An 18,812-nucleotide genomic window follows, 5' to 3' on the forward strand; every position below is an offset into this window, starting at 1 on the left:
AACGTGCAAAAGTGCAAACTTTTCACCACTTTATTCATTATTTCGAACTGTGAAGTAAGTTATTCTAACAGTAACATCTGAAATTAATGAAAATATAAGGATAGGTGACACCAAATGACATCCATTAATCAAAATTACCTGGAGCTGCAAGGCAGCTACTTGTTTTCGGAAATTGCAAAGCGCCGCACAAAATTTATTCAAGAAAACCCTAATGCAGAAATTATCAGCCTAGGTATCGGCGACGTTACACGCGGCTTGCCGGAAGCGGTACTGAAAGCTATGCACAGCGCAGTAGACGAGCTTGCGGTTCCTGGATCATTCCGCGGATACGGTCCAGAGCAAGGCTACGATTTTCTAGTTAACGCTATTATTGAAAATGACTATAAAGCACGCGGCATCGAAATCGCATCGAATGAAGTATTCGTAAGCGACGGCTCCAAATGCGATGTCGGAAACATTCAAGAGATTTTCAGCGAGAACAGCATCGTTGCCGTACAAGATCCTGTATACCCCGTGTATGTAGATACGAACGTAATGGCTGGCCGCTCAGGCAAATACAATCAAGAAACAAAACGTTATGAGAACATTTCGTACTTGGAGTGCACGGCTGAGAACGACTTTAAACCAAGCCTGCCGGACCGCAAGGTTGATATCATTTACTTGTGTTACCCGAACAATCCGACAGGCATGACGCTAACGAAGGAAGAGCTGAAGGTATGGGTTGATTACGCAAGAGCGAACAACTGCATCATCCTTTATGATTCTGCTTATGAGTCATTTATCCAAGAAGACGACGTTCCTCACAGCATCTACGAAATCGAAGGCGCGCGCGAGGTAGCTATCGAATTCCGCAGCTTCTCGAAGACAGCAGGCTTCACAGGCGTACGCTGCGCATACACGGTCGTTCCGCGCGAGCTTAAAGGATTTGACGCTTCCGGCAACGAGGTGTTGTTCAACGACCTATGGAATCGCCGCCACACGACTAAATTCAACGGCGTATCGTATGTGACACAACGCGGTGCAGCTGCTATTTACTCGGAGGAAGGCAAAGAACAAATCAAAGCTTTGGTTGATTACTATATGACTAATGCTGCGATTATTCGCGACGGTCTGGCATCGCTTGGTTTGGAAGTGTTCGGAGGCGTCAACGCTCCTTACATCTGGTTGAAAACGCCAAATGGCTTGGATTCATGGGCATTCTTCGATAAGCTTCTTACGGAAGCGAACATCGTTGGAACACCGGGTGTTGGCTTCGGACAAAGCGGACAAGGTTATTTCCGCCTAACGGCATTCGGCAGCCGCGAAAATACGGAAAAAGCGGTAGAAAGAATTCGTAAGCTTAGCCTATAGCAACTAACGCGATCCTTGTATAGCTGATCGGAATGGGTTCACACGATGTACAAGCGGAAATATTCGTTTTTACTTGACAACAAAATGTCGAATATGGGATAATTCCTATGATATACAGCAGTACCTTTAACTCAGTCCCGAGAGGCTGGCAAGGTAGCGTGAATAACAAGTCTATAGAAGAGAAGAATAGGACATCCAAATGCGCAGCTTTCTGTGACGAGAGCAGCGGGGGCATGTACCCTATCTCTTCATGGCTTATCACAAGCTCCTTGCGATTTTTGCAAGGAGCTTTTTTTGTCGCAACCTGGCATTTTGGCGATTATGGAAGGAGTAAGCGGAAATGACGGAAGAAGAGCAATTGGTCATCATGGATGAAACGGCAATTCGCCGGGCATTAACGCGAATTGCTCATGAAATCGTGGAGAAGAACAAGGGCATCGATAACTGCGTAATCGTAGGCATTCGCACGCGGGGCATTTACCTCGCACATCGCATTGCGGAACGCATCAGGGAAATTGAAGGGAAGCCGGTACTCGTTAGCGAGCTTGACATCACGCATTACCGAGATGATCGCAAGTCTGCCAAGTCAGCAGACGTTGAAGTCGCAGCGGCGATAGGCGATACCGACGGCGTACCCTTCACGGTTCAAGACAAACGAATCATATTGTTCGACGATGTGCTCTATACAGGACGAACGATCCGGGCGGCAATGGATGCGCTTATGGATTGCGGACGGCCGCAAAGCATCCAGCTGGCGGTGCTTGTAGACAGAGGACATCGGGAGCTGCCGATTCGGCCTGATTTTGTCGGCAAAAACGTGCCAACCTCCAAGCAGGAGCAAATTGATGTAGCTCTTGCCGAAATCGACCATATCGATCAAGTCACATTAACAAGAGGGGGCAAGCCGGATGACGGTGACACTGCTTAAACAACGGAGTTTGCTCGGATTAAAGGATTTAAGCAAGGAAGAGATAGAATCTATTCTTGATCGGGCCGCTTATTGGGAGAACCAATCCATTAAAGTCCACACAACGATGCAAGGCAAGTTCGCAGCCAACATGTTTTTCGAAAATAGTACACGGACGCGCTTTTCCTTCGAAGTAGCTGAGAAGCGTCTTGGTACAGAGGTGCTGAATTTCTCTTCCGCGGTATCAAGCGTACAGAAGGGTGAATCAATTTACGATACGGTTCGCACGCTGGAATCGATGGGAATCGACGTAGGAATCATTCGGCTCAAGCCAATCGGCGTTCTTGCCGAACTGGCAACTAAGATCAAGGTTCCTTTAATTAATGCTGGAGACGGCAACAACGAGCATCCTACCCAAGCACTCCTCGATATGTATACGATGCGCAAGCATTTTGGACAACTCAAAGGATTGACGGTTTCGATTGTCGGAGATGTACTGCACAGCAGGGTAGCAAGATCGAACCTATGGGCGCTGCAAAAATTCGGGGTCAACGTGAACTTCTGTTCGCCGGTGAATATGCAAGCCTCTGAGCTGGATGTCTCTTATGTCACTATAGATGAAGCTTTAAAATCAGATGTCGTCATGATGCTGCGCGTGCAGCTTGAGCGCCACGAGAGCGGCAAGCTCAGCTCTGCCGAGAACTACCGCGAGCATTACGGCTTGACGGTGGAGAGAGCAAGCAAGCTTGCCAATCATGCAATCATTATGCACCCTGCGCCAATCAATCGCAATGTAGAAATCGACGATGAGCTGGTTGAACATCCGCAATCACGCATTTTTCCGCAAATGGAAAATGGGGTACCGGTTCGAATGGCCGTCATAGAACGCGCACTCAGCTAACAGCAGCAATATAGACCGAACCAATCGGAGGGTGAAAACGATTATGTCATTATGGATAATTAACGGTAACGTATGGAACGAAATTTCGGGCAGTCTGGAAAGCAAGCATATCCAAATCGCAAACGGTAAAATCGAAGCGATCGTAGACGGCGCGCAAACGCCGGATACGGGCAGCGCAGAGGTTATTGATGCACAGGGCAAGCTCGTATCGCCAGGCTTTATCGATATGCACGTTCATTTGCGCGATCCAGGCTTTGAATATAAAGAAGATATCGCTACAGGTACTCGTTCCGCTGCCAAGGGCGGCTTCACGACGATTGCTTGTATGCCTAACACGCGTCCGGTAACAGATACGGCTGAGACGGTTTCCTACATTAAGAACAAAGCAGCGGACGTCGGAGTCGTTAAGGTTCTGCCTTACGCATCCATTACAAAAAACGAGCTCGGACGCGAGCTGACGGATTTTGCTTCTCTTAAAGAAGCAGGAGCAATTGGCTTCACCGATGACGGAGTAGGCGTTCAAAACGCGCAAATGATGAAAAACGCTATGGCGCTTGCGCAATCGATGGATATGCCGATCATCGCGCACTGCGAGGACGATACGTTGGTTGAAGGCGCTTGGGCGTCGGAAGGCGAGTTTTCCCGCAAGCATGGCTTGAAGGGAATTCCGAACGAATCGGAAGCGATTCATGTAGGAAGAGATGTATTGCTGGCTGAAGCAACGGGCGTGCACTACCATGTATGCCATGTAAGCACAGAGCAGTCGGTTCGCTTGATCCGCCTTGCCAAGCAAATCGGCGTTCGGGTGACCGCTGAGGTTTGCCCGCATCACCTGCTTTTGTCAGATGAAGACATTCCAGGCCTTGATGATGCAAATTGGAAAATGAATCCGCCGCTCCGCACGCCGCGCGACGTTCAAGCGGTTATCGAAGCGATTGAGGATGGAACGATCGATATGGTCGTTACCGATCATGCCCCGCATAGCGCAGAAGAGAAAGCACGCGGCGTGCAGCTAGCGCCATTTGGCATCGTTGGATTCGAAACGGCATTCCCGCTCTTGTACACGAAATTCGTACAAACCGGCAAATGGACGCTCGGGTTCCTCTTGCAGCGCATGACGGCAGATCCGGCTCGCGTCTTCCGTCTTCCGACGGGTCGCTTAGAGCAAGGAGCGCCTGCCGACGTAACCATCGTGGATTTGAACAGCGAGCGTTCGGTTGATCCAAGTTCTTTTGCATCAAAAAGCAACAATACGCCATTCGGCGGCTGGAAGCTTAGCGGCTGGCCAGTGACAACCATCGTTGACGGCGCTGTCGTCTGGTCCGAATAATAATATCTACTTAATTAAGCCAATATATGGGGAATAATGAACACCTGAGGAGTGATACGGATGCAAGCAAGATTATTGTTGGAAGACGGTACGTTGTTTACGGGCCTTTCGTTCGGTGCAGAAGCGCAAATGATGGGAGAGGTTGTATTTAATACAGGTATTACCGGTTATCAAGAGGTCCTCTCCGATCCGTCCTACTGTGGACAAATCGTAACGATGACTTACCCGCTAATCGGCAACTACGGCATTACACGCGATGACTTTGAATCGATTCGCCCCTTCATTCACGGGTTCGTCGTTCGTCGTCATGAAGAAGTGCCAAGCAACTGGCGCGCACAATACTCGCTAGGTCAGCTTCTGAAAGAATACGGCATTCCGGGCATCAGCGATATCGATACACGGATGCTTACTCGCAAGCTTCGCAACTACGGTACGATGAAAGGTCTGATCACGACTGGCAACGAGCGCGTTGAAGAGCTTGCTGAGCGTCTTAACATCTCGAAGCTGATGACAGATCAAGTCGCACGCACATCGACACCTCACCTTTTCTCAAGCCCAGGACAAGGCGAGCGTATCGTGCTTGTTGACTTCGGTGCAAAAAGCGGTATTTTGCGCGAGCTTACAAAGCGCGGCTGCGATGTCATCGTCGTTCCTCACAATACAACTGCAGACGAAATTCGCCGCCTGGCTCCAGACGGCATTCAATTGTCCAATGGCCCTGGGGACCCGCAGGATGTGCCTTACGCCGTTAAAATGATTTCCGAGCTGCTTGGCGAATACCCGATCTTTGGCATTTGCTTAGGTCACCAGCTGTTCGCGCTAGCTTGCGGAGCAGAAACGACTAAGCTGAAATTCGGTCACCGCGGCGGTAACCACCCGGTTAAAGAGCTTGCAACTAACCGTTGCTACATTACTTCGCAAAACCACGGATACACGGTGCTTGAAGAGTCCGTAGCGAACACGCCTTTGACGGTCACGCACATTAACAACAATGACCGCACAATCGAAGGACTTAAGCACAATACATTCCCTGCATTCTCGGTTCAATATCACCCGGAAGCAGCTCCTGGACCTTACGATTCCAGCTATTTGTTTGATGAGTTCCTGGAAATGATCCGTACGCACAAGAAAAACAACCCACAAAAACCTCGTCAAGCGGTGTTATCGGAGACGTTGAAAGGAGAGCTTCAGTATGCCCAAAAATAATGAACTCAAAAAAATTCTCGTGATCGGATCCGGTCCGATCGTCATCGGACAAGCGGCGGAATTCGACTATGCCGGCACACAAGCTTGCCAAGCGCTCAAGGAAGAGGGCTATGAGGTTGTTCTTATAAACAGTAACCCGGCTACAATCATGACAGATACGAACATGGCTGATAAAGTATACATCGAGCCAATCACGCTTGATTTTGTATCCCAAATCATTCGCCAAGAGCGTCCGGACGGATTGCTTCCGACGCTTGGCGGCCAAACCGGCCTCAACATGGCGGTTGAGCTTGCGCGTGCAGGCGTTCTTGAACGCGAGAACGTCAAGCTGCTGGGTACTCAGCTTACAGCTATCGAGAAAGCGGAGGATCGCGATTTGTTCCGTGATCTAATGCGCGAGCTTGAGCAGCCTGTACCGGATAGCGATATCGTTACGACGGTGGAGGATGCGATTGCTTTTGCAAATACGATCGGTTATCCAATTATCGTTCGTCCAGCATACACGCTTGGCGGAACAGGCGGCGGTATTTGCGCGAGCGAAGAGGAGCTGCGTGAGACGGTTGCTTCCGGTATTCGCTACAGCCCGATTAGCCAGTGCTTGATCGAGAAATCGATTGCCGGCATGAAGGAAGTCGAATATGAAGTCATGCGCGATGCGAACGACAACTGTATCGTCGTATGTAACATGGAGAACTTTGACCCGGTTGGCGTACATACAGGCGATAGCATCGTCGTTGCGCCTAGCCAAACGCTTTCCGACCGCGAGTATCAAATGCTTCGCTCGGCATCATTAAAAATCATTCGCGCTTTGAACATCGAGGGCGGCTGCAACGTACAATTCGCGCTTGATCCACATAGCTATCAATACTATGTTATCGAAGTAAACCCGCGTGTCAGCCGCTCTTCGGCGCTTGCTTCCAAAGCAACGGGTTATCCGATTGCTAAAATGGCAGCAAAAATCGCAATTGGCTATACGCTGGATGAGCTGGTAAACCCAGTAACCGGCCAAACGTACGCTTGCTTTGAGCCAACACTAGACTATATCGTATCTAAGATCCCACGCTGGCCTTTTGACAAGTTCGTTAACGCGAACCGTAAGCTAGGCACGCAAATGAAAGCAACAGGCGAAGTTATGGCGATCGGCCGTACATTCGAGGAATCGATTCACAAAGCGGTTCGCTCGCTTGAGATCGGCGCGCACCGCATTCACTTGAAAGAAGCATCGTCCCTAGAAGATGCCGTGCTTCGCTCACGCCTTGAGAAGCCGGACGACGAGCGCATGTTCCTTGTAGCGGAAGCATTCCGCCGCGGTTATAAGCTGCAGGAAATTCAAGATATTACAAACATCGATTGGTGGTTCCTTGATAAAATTCAATTGATCGTTGCATTCGAAGATCGGATGCGCAGCGAATCAGCCCTTTCCTATGAAATGCTATATGAAGCAAAACGCAAAGGCTTCTCCGATCGTTCGATCGCAGAAATCCGCCGCGAAGGCTTCCCGAACGGCAGCCATACAACTGAGGAAGAAGTACGCGCGCTTCGCGTACAACACAATCTGAAGCCTGTATACAAAATGGTTGATACTTGCGCCGCTGAGTTTGAAGCGTCTACTCCGTACTACTACTCTACTTATGAAGTAGAGAACGAAGTTACAGAAACGGATAAACAAAAGGTACTCGTGCTTGGTTCCGGTCCAATTCGCATCGGCCAAGGCATCGAGTTCGACTACTCAACGGTCCATGCTGTATGGGCCATCCAAAATGCGGGCTACGAAGCGGTTATTATCAACAACAACCCGGAAACGGTATCAACTGACTTCAGCACATCCGACAGACTGTACTTTGAACCATTGTTCTTCGAGGATGTGATGAACGTCATCGAGCAAGAGAATCCAATTGGCGTAATCGTACAATTCGGCGGCCAAACGGCAATTAACCTTGCTGCTCCGCTCTCCAAAGCAGGCGTACGCATTCTCGGCTCCAGCCTTGAAAGCATCGACGCTGCGGAAGATCGCAAGAAGTTCGAAGCCTTGCTTCGCAGCTTGAACATCGCACAGCCAGACGGCAAGACTGTAACTTCAGTAGACGATGCAGTTGTTACCGCGCAAGGACTTGGCTATCCCGTACTTGTTCGTCCGTCCTATGTACTAGGCGGCCGTGCAATGGAAATCGTATACTCGGATGAAGAGCTTCTAAACTATATGGAGGTTGCCGTAAAAATCAACCCCGAGCACCCGGTACTGATTGACCGCTACATGCTGGGCAAAGAAGCAGAGGTAGACGCGATTTGCGACGGCGAGACAGTGCTTATCCCAGGCATCATGGAGCATGTTGAGCGCGCGGGCGTTCATTCCGGCGACTCGATCGCGGTTTACCCGCCACAATCGCTTTCTGATGACATTAAACAACAAATCGTCGACATTACAATCAGCATTTCCAAAGCGCTGAACGTAATCGGACTTGTCAATATCCAGTTCGTCATTCATAAGGAGAAGGTGTATGTCATCGAGGTTAATCCGCGCTCGTCGCGTACGGTACCTTTCCTAAGCAAAGTAACAAATATTCCGATGGCAAACTTGGCTACAAAAGCAATTCTTGGCACGAAGCTTGCAGAACTTGGTTATGTAGACGGCTTATGGCCTGAGGATAAATACGTATCGGTTAAGGTTCCTGTATTCTCCTTCGCTAAGCTTCGCCGCGTTGATCCTACCTTGACGCCTGAGATGAAATCGACGGGAGAAGTTATGGGCCGCGACGTTCAGTATGCGAAAGCACTATACAAAGGCCTCATCGGCGCAGGAATGAAAATTCCAACATCAGGCGCAATCATTGCTACGGTGGCGGACAAGGACAAAGAAGAGGCAACAGAATTGCTGCGCGGCTTCTTTAACCTAGGCTACAAAATCATCGCAACTGGCGGAACGGCAAAAGCGCTTGAAGAAGCAGGCTTGATCGTTACGACTGTTAATAAACTAAGCGAAGGTTCACCAAATATTTTGGATCTCGTACGCGAAGGTGAAGCGCAGTTTGTTGTCAACACGTTGACAAAAGGCAAAGCGCCTGAGCGTGATGGATTCCGAATCCGTCGTGAAGCCGTTGAGAATGGCGTTGTTTGTATGACATCGCTGGATACTGTCCGCGCATTGCTAGTCATGCTCGAGACTTTAAACTTTTCCTCGCGCTCTATGCCAGTGGTGCTTCAAAAGAAATAAGCTCACAGCAGCTTAAAAGTACGGCCAGCGTTCATTGCTTTGCTTGCTTCCAAAGGGCTTTAAGCCTTTGCGGAGGCAAGCATAGAGCAAGACGTATGGCCGTTTATTATGCAAATGTGCAGAGAAATGGAGAGGTTTCGAATGAAGTTGACAAACGAGCAAGCTGCAGGACGGATTATGGTAGCGCTGGATTATCCAGATGCTGCAGCGGCAGAGCGTTTAATTGCCGAGCTGCAGGGCATTCCTTGTTATATAAAAGTGGGGATGCAGCTGTTTTATGCAGCAGGTCCTTCATTTGTGAATAGCTTGAAAGAGCGAGGCTACTACGTTTTTCTAGATGTTAAAATGCATGATATTCCGAATACGGTCAAAGGCGGGGCAAGCAGCGTTACTAAGCTAGGCGTAGACATGTTCAACGTGCATGCTGCTGGCGGAAGCGCAATGCTGGAAGCTGCACTTGAAGGCGTGGACCTTGCCCTTGCAGGCAGCGGACTGAGCAGGCCAACCGTGATCGCGGTTACCCATTTGACGAGTACAAGCCAGTCGATGCTTAACGAGCAAATTGGCATCAACGGTACGGTAGAGTCTGCGGTTCTGCGTTATGCGGAGCTGACGAAGAAGGCAGGTCTGGACGGCGTTGTCGCATCGCCCTCTGAGGTAGAAGCGATTAAAGCAGCATGCGGTGCAGCTTTCAAAACGATTACGCCCGGCATTCGTCCGGCAGGCGCTGACGTGAACGATCAATCGCGCATTATGACGCCTAGCGAGGCTCTGAGTCAAGGCACTGATTATATGGTAATCGGTCGTCCGATTACGGCGGCACCTAGCCCAAGAGCTGCAATTGAATCCATTATTGAGGAGCTGACATCCTATGAGTAAATCAACGTTAACTGAATTGCCTAACCAAATTGCCAAGAGCTTGCTTGAGATTGAAGCGGTGGCGCTTCGTCCTAATGAGCCTTTCACTTGGACTTCAGGCATTAAATCGCCGATCTATTGCGATAATCGACTTACAATGACTTATCCTGCAATTCGAGATGTGATAGCTGAGGGCTTCGCGACCATCATTCGCGAGAATTATTCTGATGCCGAGGTTATTGCGGGAACATCAACGGCGGGTATTCCCCATGCAGCGTGGGTAGCCCAGAAGCTTAATCTGCCGATGGCCTATATTCGCGACAAAGCGAAAGGACACGGCAAGCAAAACCAAATCGAAGGACGCGTAAACCCAGGCCAGAAGGTTGTTGTTATCGAGGATTTGATCTCGACAGGCGGCAGCTCGCTGAAAGCTGGGCTAGCCGTGCGGGAAGCAGGCGCGGAAGTATTGGCCGTGCTAGCGATTTTCACTTATGAGTTCGATTCAGCGATTCAAGCCTTCGCCGCAGAGCAAATGCCGCTTGCAACGCTGTCTAACTACAGCGCATTAATTCAAACGGCTGTTCAGCTCGGTAAAGTTGCACCGGAAGATGTGGCTGCATTGCAAGCTTGGAGACAAGATCCTCAAGCTTTTGGTAAATAATTTGTAAATGAATTAAAAGGCGTGCTCTCGCATTCATGAGAGCACGCCTTTGATATCTATCAAATTAATAAATTCGACACAAAAAATTAAAATTTTCTTCTTAATCTCTTATTAATTATTAGGTTATCCGATAAATAATAATAGCACTATTTTTCATGAATTGTGTTGCGGTACATTAATGAAGTTATTTGGTTGGGGAGCAGATGCGGCCACAGAAATCGTTAATGAGCTGGACCCAGCCATTTCTCATTTTAAAGTGAAATAAATTGGGGTTAAATGCTGCTTTTAGCGTGATGCGGGAGCATTCGCCAAAAGCAGCTTTTTTACTTTGCAAACTTTTTAAAATATGTTTCTTTTTGGCGTAACTTTTTTACCATGTCCTTCGTCTATCATGTAAGATTAGAATTATGAAAGTTGGTTGAGGAGGGATCGCAAGCGCTTATGGCCATTCCGCAGGAAGAAGAGCAAATAACAGAAGGGCAGATAGAACCCGCCGTTGAAAGACGCAATCTACTTACCGTAACCGATGTAGAGCGTACGTTTCAGGTTGGAGGTTCTCCGATTCATGTATTGAAGGGCATTCGAATGGAGCTCAAGGAGCGCCAGTTAGTTATGCTTAGAGGCAGATCGGGTTCAGGCAAGACGACGCTTCTGAATTGCTTGGGCGGGCTGGATACTCCAAGCAAGGGTGAGATTTTGTTTAATGGTTTGACCTTTCACAGTATGAGTGACGATCAACGAACGTTAGTAAGACGCAAGCACATGGGCTTTATCTTTCAAGCCTTCGCACTTATGCCGCTTTTATCTGCACGGGAGAATGTGGAGCTTTCCCTTCGCATGGCTGGTATTCCGCGTGCAGAGTGGAAGGATAGAGTTACAGAGTGTCTTGAGCTTGTTGGACTCGAGCGAAGGATGAATCACCGTCCATTCGAGCTCTCGGGCGGCGAGCAGCAGCGTGTTGCTATTGCTAAGGCGATCGCTCACAAGCCAATGCTGCTTTTGGCCGATGAGCCGACAGCAGAGCTTGATTCAGGCATGTCCGCTCAAATTATGGCCGTTTTCCAAAATATTATTCGCACTGAACAAGTTACAATTTGTATGACTACACATGATCCTACGATTTTGGAGGTTGCCGACCGTGTCTATGAAATGGTGGACGGAAAGTTTATTTAAACGCTCGATGGTTGTTGTAATGGGTGCTTCATTAGTATTCGCAAGCGGGTGCTCATTGCTTCCCGCCGAGCCAGAGGAAGAGGTATTGCCGGAAATCGCCCCTCCGCAAATATCCAAGAAGCCGGAGTACGAGGTGACGACTGCCACTCTCGAGACGAAGGTGCAGGTGATTGGCAAGCTGATCTCCTTGGAAGAAGAAACCTTGTTTTTCACACTTGACGGCAAGCATTTGAAATCGGTCTCTGTGAAAGCGGGTCAAGATGTCAAGGCAGGCCAAGTGATCGGCGAGCTTGACGTGGATGATTTGGTCAAAAATCTGCGCCTCGAGAAGCTTGCTTTTAAGAAGGAAGAAGTTTCAATGAAAGAAACGCTGCGTTCACGCGATGAGATGGACACGATTGAATTTGAGGAAAAGATGATTGCTTTCGAAGAGCGCAGGCAGAAGCTGGTTGACATGGAAGAGGAAATCGCGAAGGCAACTTTGACAGCACCATTTAGCGGTAAGGTTGTTACGTTAAATGTTCAGAAGGGCGATCTTATTAAAGCTTATGCGCCGATTGCAATTATAGCGGACACGAGCAAAATAACAGCAGCTGCGAAGCTATCCAAAACAGAGCTGGAAAAAATAGCTGTCGGTTTAGAGGTATCGGCTAATATCAGCAGTGTCGGTACGTTTAAAGGCAAAGTGAAGCAGCTTCCGATCAAAACGGAAGAGGATCCGAATAATGGCGGCGGCAACGGCGGGAATCCTGAAGCACCGAAGCCGGAGCGTCCAGAGGACTTCCTTCTTGTCGATCTTAAGGATCTGCCGAAAAACTTAAACAGAGGAACCCCGCTGTCTATCAACATCATTACGAAGCGCACAGAAAATGCCATTGTTATTCCTCCTTCTACGCTTCGTTCAATTGGTGCTCGAACTTACGTGCAGGTTATTGATGCTGACGGCAAGCGTGAGGTGGATGTAGAGGTCGGCCAACAGACCGCGACGCAGGTTGAGATCCTGCAAGGTTTGAAGCCGGGGCAGAAAGTTGTAGGTCGATAGCCGATGGGTATTCCGCTATTTCGTTTTTTGTTCCGCAAAATGTGGAACACGCGCTGGCTAACCTTAAGTACGCTGGCGGGACTGACCTTGGCGGTTGCTTTTGCGACCAGTATACCAATGTACGCGGATGGCGCGCTCAAACGAGTCGTAGCCGAATCGCTGCAGGAGAAGAGCTCTGGATTACCGGCTGGCTCCCTTCTAATGAGGTATCAATCACCCGCTGGCGGGAAAACGGATTTATCGGCGCTGTCGGGGCTTGAAAGCTATATTTCGGATGGAGTGCCGAAGGAGATCGGCTTTCCTTATCAAACATACGTCAACAGCTATTCCATACGCAGCACAGAGGTCGTGCCCGAGGATCCCTCTAAGGTTGATGCTGGGCGCAATCGCCAGCTTACGATTATGACCATGTCGAAGCTTGAGGCTAATACCGAGCTTACGCAAGGCAGATGGTTCGTGAATACTGAAGGGGATGGAGAGCTGCTCGAAGCGGTTATGTTCGAGGAAGCGATGTATCGTAATGATGTACATATCGGTGACATATTCGAATATCCGGTATACGGCGGTTTAGATCTTACATTACGGGTCAAAATCGTCGGGGCGGTCAAACCGCTTACTGATACAAGTTCATACTGGTATCAAGGAATGGAAAGCTTGCTGAATACGTTGCAAATTAGTGAAATAGCGTTTGAGAAAAATTTGCTCGCTAAGAGAAGCATTCCGCTTCATAATGCCAGCTGGTATTATGCTTTCGATTTATCGGAAATTCAAACGAGCCAATTATCGCCGCTAGGCAGGACGCTTGAGCGCCTCAACATTGAGTTGTACCAGCGTCTCAAGGATACGAGAGTTGAAATCTCGTTTGCGTCCACGCTTTCAGAGTTTAAGAAGCAAAGCCTGCAGTTGCAAACGCTTCTGTTCACGCTTGCTGCACCCATGCTGGCTATGGTATTTTTCTTTATTGCGATGAATGCTCGCCAGTCTCTCGACAAACAGCGCAGCGACATCGCCGTTCTCCGAAGCCGGGGAGCAGGTACGCGACAAATTATTTGGATTTATTTGCTCGAGGGCTTGCTGCTTGGCGGCATAGCGCTTGCGAGCGGCCCCTTCATCGGCTGGTTCATGGCGAAGAGCATAGGATCGGCCAATGGCTTCCTCTCCTTCGTCAATCGCAAGTCGATACCGGTTGGCTTCTCTACGGAAGCGATGATCGCGGGAGGCGCAGCGGTATTGCTTGCTCTTCTTGCGACAATTATTCCAGCAATTATGTATGCTAGATCATCTATAGTCAGCTACAAGCAGGATCTTGCCCGGTCTGACCGCAAGCCTGGCTGGCAGCGTTGGTATCTCGATGTATTATTGATCGTTGCTGCAGGCTATGGGTGGTATATGTTCAATGAACGGCAGATGCTGACGTTCAAAACAGGGATGACGACGGATCAATTAAATGTTCAACCGTTTTTATTCTTTGTTCCGGCTTTGTCTATTTTTGCACTTGGTTTATTTTTCTTGCGGCTGTTCCCGTGGCTGTTGAAGCTCTTCACATGGCTGGGACGCAAGTTTTTACCAGTGCCTCTTTATTTAACGCTTACTCAGCTTTCCCGCTCATCAAAGGGATATTACCCGCTTATGATTTTGCTAGTGCTAACGCTGGGACTTGGCGTTTATAACGCATCGGCAGCTAGAACGATCGATTTGAACTCGACGGAACGGACGTTGTATAAATACGGCGCCGACGTTACCATTCAAACGGTGTGGGAAGGCTCTCCAGAGATTACAACGAAGCCGGGCAATAACGGCGGAGGCAATGGAGGAAACGGCGGCGGCGGTGGTGCAGGCGGCGGAAATGGCGGAGGAGGTAACGGTAGTGCCGGAGGCGGCGCTGGCGGTGGAAATGGCGGCGGCTCAGGTGGCGGCGGTCAAAGCGTCCCTACAAAAGTTTTATTCAGTGAACCGCCCTTCGAGCTGTTCCGTTCCCTGGAAGGGGTAGAAGCTGCAGCACGCGTATTGCAGGCGAAAGGGAGCGTCGTTATCTCGGGCAAATCAATTGGTCAAGGTACGATAATGGGTATCGACAACGTTGACTTTGCGAAGGTTGGCTGGTTCCGCAACGATTTGTATCCTGCGCATCCGAACTATTATTTGAATAATTTGGGGCTGTATGAGCATGCGGCGCTTATTCCTTCAAAGGTAGCCGAGAAATATCAGCTGAAGCTGGGTGATCCGGTGTCAGTCGGCTTTACGGAAGGCAAGGTTGATTTTGTAGTGGTGGGCATTTTGCCTTATTGGCCTAGTCAATATCCGGATAAATCACCGTTCATCATCACGAATTTGGACTATATTTATGATCAAATTCCGCTTATTCCTTACGAAGTATGGTTGAAAATGAAGCCTGATGCGAAGGTCGCGCCTATCGTTAAAGAGCTGCAGAAGGCCGGTGTAGAGCTAGCATCTATCAATGATGTTAGAAGTGAGCTTATTCTGCAAGCGAAGCTTCCGACAAGAGGCGGCGTCTTCGGCATACTGAGCTTAGGATTTCTCGTTTCCGTTATCATTACCCTTGCAGGCTACGTGCTCTTTTGGTTCTTTAATTTATCGGGGCGTGTCGTTCAATTCGGGGTACTTCGCGCGATGGGACTTTCTCGTAAACAGCTCACGGGCATGCTGCTGCTGGAACAGCTCTTCACAGCTGGTCTTGCGATAGGTCTGGGCGTTTTAATTGGGAAAGCGGTCAGCTTGCTGTTCCTGCCTTTCCTTCAAACAGCGGAAAACGTGGCCGAGACAGTACCGCCATTTAGAGTCATTTTCGAATCGAGCGATACGAATCAATTGTTCATCGTAGTCGGATTTATGATGCTGATCGGCGCATTGATTCTCTTCCTGCATATTCGCAGGCTCAGAGTGCATCAAGCGGTCAAGATGGGAGAAGAACGATGACAACAGCGATGATCGATTGCGAAGGTCTGGTGAAAATTTACAAAACAGACGATCTAGAGGTCGTCGCCCTGCAAGGCTTGAACTTAAAAGTAAACGAAGGCGAGCTTATGGCTATCATCGGCAACAGCGGCAGCGGGAAATCGACGCTTCTGAATACGCTGGGCGGTCTTGACCGCCCTTCTGCCGGACAGGTGCGCGTTGGTCCATGGGATTTGCTCAAGATTACGGAAGAGGACCTCGTGAAGTATAAGAGGGAAACAGTCGGATTTATTTGGCAAAATAATGCCCGCAACCTGCTTCCTTATCTCTCCGCGCTTGAGAACGTTGAGATGCCGATGATGTTGTCGGGCAAGGTCGATCGGCCTTATGCAAAGCAGTTGCTAGAGTGGGTAGGCTTGAAGGAGCGGATGCATAACAAGCTCCATCAGCTATCCGGGGGGGAGCAGCAAAGGGTCGCAATCGCAATTTCGCTGTCGAACCGTCCTAGGCTTTTGCTTGCTGATGAACCAACAGGCTCTGTCGATACGGCAACCTCGGATTTAATTATGGGTATTTTCCGCAGGCTGAATCACGAGATCGGCATTACGATCGTGATCGTAACACATGACTTGACGCTTGCGGGCAAGGTCGATCGGGTAGTCGCCATCCGCGACGGCTTAACGAGCACGGAGTTTATTAAACGGAATCCGAATATCAATCTTGATGGAGGTGAGGCAGAGCTGCCAGCTGCTGCTAGTGGACTGCAATCCGTTCATGAAGCCTATGTCGTCGTAGATCGAGTTGGACGTTTACAAGTGCCTAAGGAATATTTATCCGCCTTAAACATTAAAGACAAAGCAACTATGGAATTTGACGGTGAGCGGATTATTATTACGCCGCCAAAATCATTGGGGGGTTAAATCGAATGAATACTAAACGGTTGTCAGGTATGCGGATTCGTAAATTTACTTTGGTTAGCTTAACGCTTGCTTTGCTGATTGGCTTGCTTGCTGCTTGCAGCGGCGGCTCGGAGGAGTCTGCGGAAAAGCGGGTATTGCGGATTGGCGTACTATACGGCGGATCGGATAACGAGCCATATTTCCGCCAGCAATACACAGATATGTATGAAATGTCGCATCCAAACATCGAATTCGAAATCGTAGGCGCAATCAACTATGATGAACAGCGCTTTGAGCAGCAAGATCCATCCAAGCCTTCAACGCAGCCTGATCCTTATGAGAAGATGAAGGAAATGCTAAACGGCCCAAATCCAGTAGATGTTGTCGTTCTGGACTACAACATGCTTCGTCGTTTTACGCAGGATAACCTGCTTCAACCGCTTGATACGCTCGTACAGCAAGATAAATTTGATTTGAGCGATTATGTACCTACCGTTATTGACGGTATTAAAGCGGCCGGCGACAGCAATCTTTATGCTTTAACGCCTACGTTCAACTCTTCTGCACTTTACTATAATAAGAAGATGTTCGCTGACGCAGGTGTAACTCCGCCAACAGACAAGATGCAATGGGCAGATATTCTTAACCTTGCTCGTCAAGTTGCCAAAGGTGAGGGAGAAGACCGTAAGTTCGGCTTCTCGTTCAATCGCTGGCCATCCGATGGCTTTAATGACACTCAGATTTACAGCCAAGCGCTTCAATTGAAAATGTGGGATGACAAAGCTGAGAAAATGCTTGTTAACAGCGATCAATGGGAAGGCGTATGGAGTACAGTAGCATCCCTCTACCAAGAGGAGGTTGTTCCGACTCAAGAATTCATTAACAAAATGTATGAGAAGCAAAGCACTGATGGCGGAAATGGCAATGATCCATTCTATGGTGATTTGTTCATCAAAGGCAAAGTGGCAATGACAATTGGCGACTATGGCTATATTAACGAGCTCAAGAAAGTTTCGGACAACGCTTCGAAAATCAAAGATTTTGAGCCTGTAGACTGGGATGTCGTGACGGTACCCGTTCATCCTAACGATCCGGATGTTGGCGGCAGCATTACGCTTAGCCAGCTGATGGGAATTAACAGCAAAGCGCAAAATGATAAAGACGCTTGGGATTTTATTAAATTCTCAAACAGCAAGGAATGGGCGAAGCTGAAGTCGAGAAGCCTTTATGAGATGGTTGCACGCAAAGAGTTCTTGTCGCCGATCGGCGGGTTGCAATACAACATGAATGCCTTTACTACGCTTAAGCCGCTTCCGCCATCAAGCACGGATGCTGACCTTATTTATCGTACTAAACCAGGGATATATGAAGCTCAACAGCCAGGTTATGAGCTCTTCCAGGAAGTCATCAAAAAAACGAAGACAGCAAAAGAAGCGCTTGCGGAGTGGGAAACACGAGGAAATGCAGTGCTTGAAAAAATCAAAAACAATCCGACTGGAACAGCTACTGATGGCGGCGGTGCAGTCGAAGTGATGCCAAGATAATAAGTAAATAATATCGTAAAAAGCCCGCAATCGGCCTGAGCGCCGTTTGCGGGCTTTTTCCTTTGTAATGGACATTTGTCTACCCTCTTAATAGAAACGACTGAAAAGCAGTCCAAGAGCCGTTATCGGTCTGATAAAGCAAGTGAACGCGATCGATTTTGGAAACGAGGTCAGTAGATTGCATTCGAAGATTGCCATATAGATCGTGAAGCTCATCAGCGGAAAGCTCTTGCCCGATCGTGACATGCGGCGTATAAACGTGATTAGAATCGGTGCTTGTCAATGGACCGCTGCAAACCTGCTCGTGGAGCTCCTGCATTGCAGCTGTGTCTTGAAGCGCCAGATAGAGCACATGATTAACGGGATAGAAGGTCGAGACTCGGTTCAATTCGATGGTGAATGCGGGCATGGTCGATGTTACCTTCTCCAAATGTGCGACGGCAACCTGCAGCTCGTCATTTGTCCATTCCTCTGCTTCTCTAACAGTGAGATGAGCAGGAATTGCTGAGTAATGCGGATCATGGCGTCTCCGCCAGCTATTAGCGACATCTTGCACATGCTTTTCCGGGAAAACGACTATTCCAAATAACATGGACATCAGCTCCTTCGTAATGACCTAATTTGAGTATACCCGATTTGCATGAAATATAAGAAGCAATTGGAAAGGATTAATTCATTTACACTAGTATTATCCGAATTTGTGGGTATTCTAATGGCTACAGCCTTTATTGGTGTGGCAAATAAGCTGCTTATCCTATAATAAAGTGGGGGGATTCGCATGAGATGGGTGTACTGGGTGCGCCTATACGAAACG

At 48.7% G+C, this 18,812-nt stretch carries 14 protein-coding genes; 13 read left to right on the forward strand and 1 reads right to left on the reverse strand.

The features are described from left to right. Window positions 1–114 precede the first annotated feature (114 nt). From AC1TPC_RS10500 to AC1TPC_RS10560, 13 genes are all read left to right on the forward strand, one after another. Window positions 115–1,350, forward strand: coding sequence for an LL-diaminopimelate aminotransferase (locus AC1TPC_RS10500; RefSeq protein WP_482066802.1), 1,236 nt, complete (start codon window positions 115–117; stop codon window positions 1,348–1,350). Window positions 1,351–1,690: 340 nt separating this feature from the next. Further along, a complete protein-coding gene (gene pyrR / locus AC1TPC_RS10505) occupies window positions 1,691–2,278 on the forward strand; it encodes a bifunctional pyr operon transcriptional regulator/uracil phosphoribosyltransferase PyrR (protein WP_482066803.1) in 588 nt (195 codons plus the stop codon). Further along, on the forward strand, window positions 2,259–3,158 hold the full coding sequence (locus AC1TPC_RS10510; RefSeq protein ID WP_482066804.1) for an aspartate carbamoyltransferase catalytic subunit: 900 nt from the start codon (window positions 2,259–2,261) through the stop codon (window positions 3,156–3,158). Before pyrR ends, AC1TPC_RS10510 begins: the two co-directional genes overlap by 20 nt. A 43-nt stretch (window positions 3,159–3,201) precedes the next feature. Further along, window positions 3,202–4,488, forward strand: a complete 1,287-nt coding sequence (locus AC1TPC_RS10515) for a dihydroorotase (RefSeq protein WP_482066805.1) — start codon at window positions 3,202–3,204, stop codon at window positions 4,486–4,488. Between the two features lie 60 nt (window positions 4,489–4,548). Further along, a complete protein-coding gene (gene carA / locus AC1TPC_RS10520) occupies window positions 4,549–5,694 on the forward strand; it encodes a glutamine-hydrolyzing carbamoyl-phosphate synthase small subunit (RefSeq protein WP_482066806.1) in 1,146 nt (381 codons plus the stop codon). Continuing rightward, window positions 5,681–8,905, forward strand: a complete 3,225-nt coding sequence (gene carB, locus AC1TPC_RS10525) for a carbamoyl-phosphate synthase large subunit (protein ID WP_482066807.1) — start codon at window positions 5,681–5,683, stop codon at window positions 8,903–8,905. The genes carA and carB overlap by 14 nt, the downstream gene beginning before the upstream one ends. 141 nt (window positions 8,906–9,046) lie before the next feature. Next, entirely contained in the window at window positions 9,047–9,784 is a 738-nt protein-coding gene (pyrF, locus tag AC1TPC_RS10530) for an orotidine-5'-phosphate decarboxylase (RefSeq protein ID WP_482066808.1), read from the forward strand. After that, on the forward strand, window positions 9,777–10,424 hold the full coding sequence (gene pyrE / locus AC1TPC_RS10535) for an orotate phosphoribosyltransferase (protein ID WP_482066809.1): 648 nt from the start codon (window positions 9,777–9,779) through the stop codon (window positions 10,422–10,424). The genes pyrF and pyrE overlap by 8 nt, the downstream gene beginning before the upstream one ends. A gap of 441 nt (window positions 10,425–10,865) precedes the next feature. Next, window positions 10,866–11,597 carry an ABC transporter ATP-binding protein gene (locus AC1TPC_RS10540; protein WP_482066810.1) on the forward strand — a complete coding sequence of 244 codons (732 nt, stop codon included), beginning with the start codon at window positions 10,866–10,868 and terminating at the stop codon, window positions 11,595–11,597. Next, on the forward strand, window positions 11,563–12,639 hold the full coding sequence (locus AC1TPC_RS10545) for an efflux RND transporter periplasmic adaptor subunit (RefSeq protein ID WP_482066811.1): 1,077 nt from the start codon (window positions 11,563–11,565) through the stop codon (window positions 12,637–12,639). The genes AC1TPC_RS10540 and AC1TPC_RS10545 overlap by 35 nt, the downstream gene beginning before the upstream one ends. A gap of 3 nt (window positions 12,640–12,642) precedes the next feature. Continuing rightward, window positions 12,643–15,576, forward strand: a complete 2,934-nt coding sequence (locus AC1TPC_RS10550; RefSeq protein ID WP_482066812.1) for an ABC transporter permease — start codon at window positions 12,643–12,645, stop codon at window positions 15,574–15,576. A gap of 8 nt (window positions 15,577–15,584) precedes the next feature. Continuing rightward, complete coding sequence (locus tag AC1TPC_RS10555) at window positions 15,585–16,475, forward strand: ABC transporter ATP-binding protein (protein ID WP_482066897.1); 891 nt, start codon at window positions 15,585–15,587, stop codon at window positions 16,473–16,475. A gap of 5 nt (window positions 16,476–16,480) precedes the next feature. Further along, complete coding sequence (locus AC1TPC_RS10560) at window positions 16,481–17,998, forward strand: ABC transporter substrate-binding protein (protein WP_482066813.1); 1,518 nt, start codon at window positions 16,481–16,483, stop codon at window positions 17,996–17,998. A 79-nt stretch (window positions 17,999–18,077) separates the two neighbouring features. Here the strand turns inward: AC1TPC_RS10560 and AC1TPC_RS10565 are convergent, their stop codons facing one another. After that, complete coding sequence (locus tag AC1TPC_RS10565) at window positions 18,078–18,590, reverse strand: 2'-5' RNA ligase family protein (protein ID WP_482066814.1); 513 nt, start codon at window positions 18,588–18,590, stop codon at window positions 18,078–18,080. Window positions 18,591–18,812: the final 222 nt, after the last annotated feature.

The organism is Paenibacillus sp. Y280 (genome assembly GCF_056786335.1).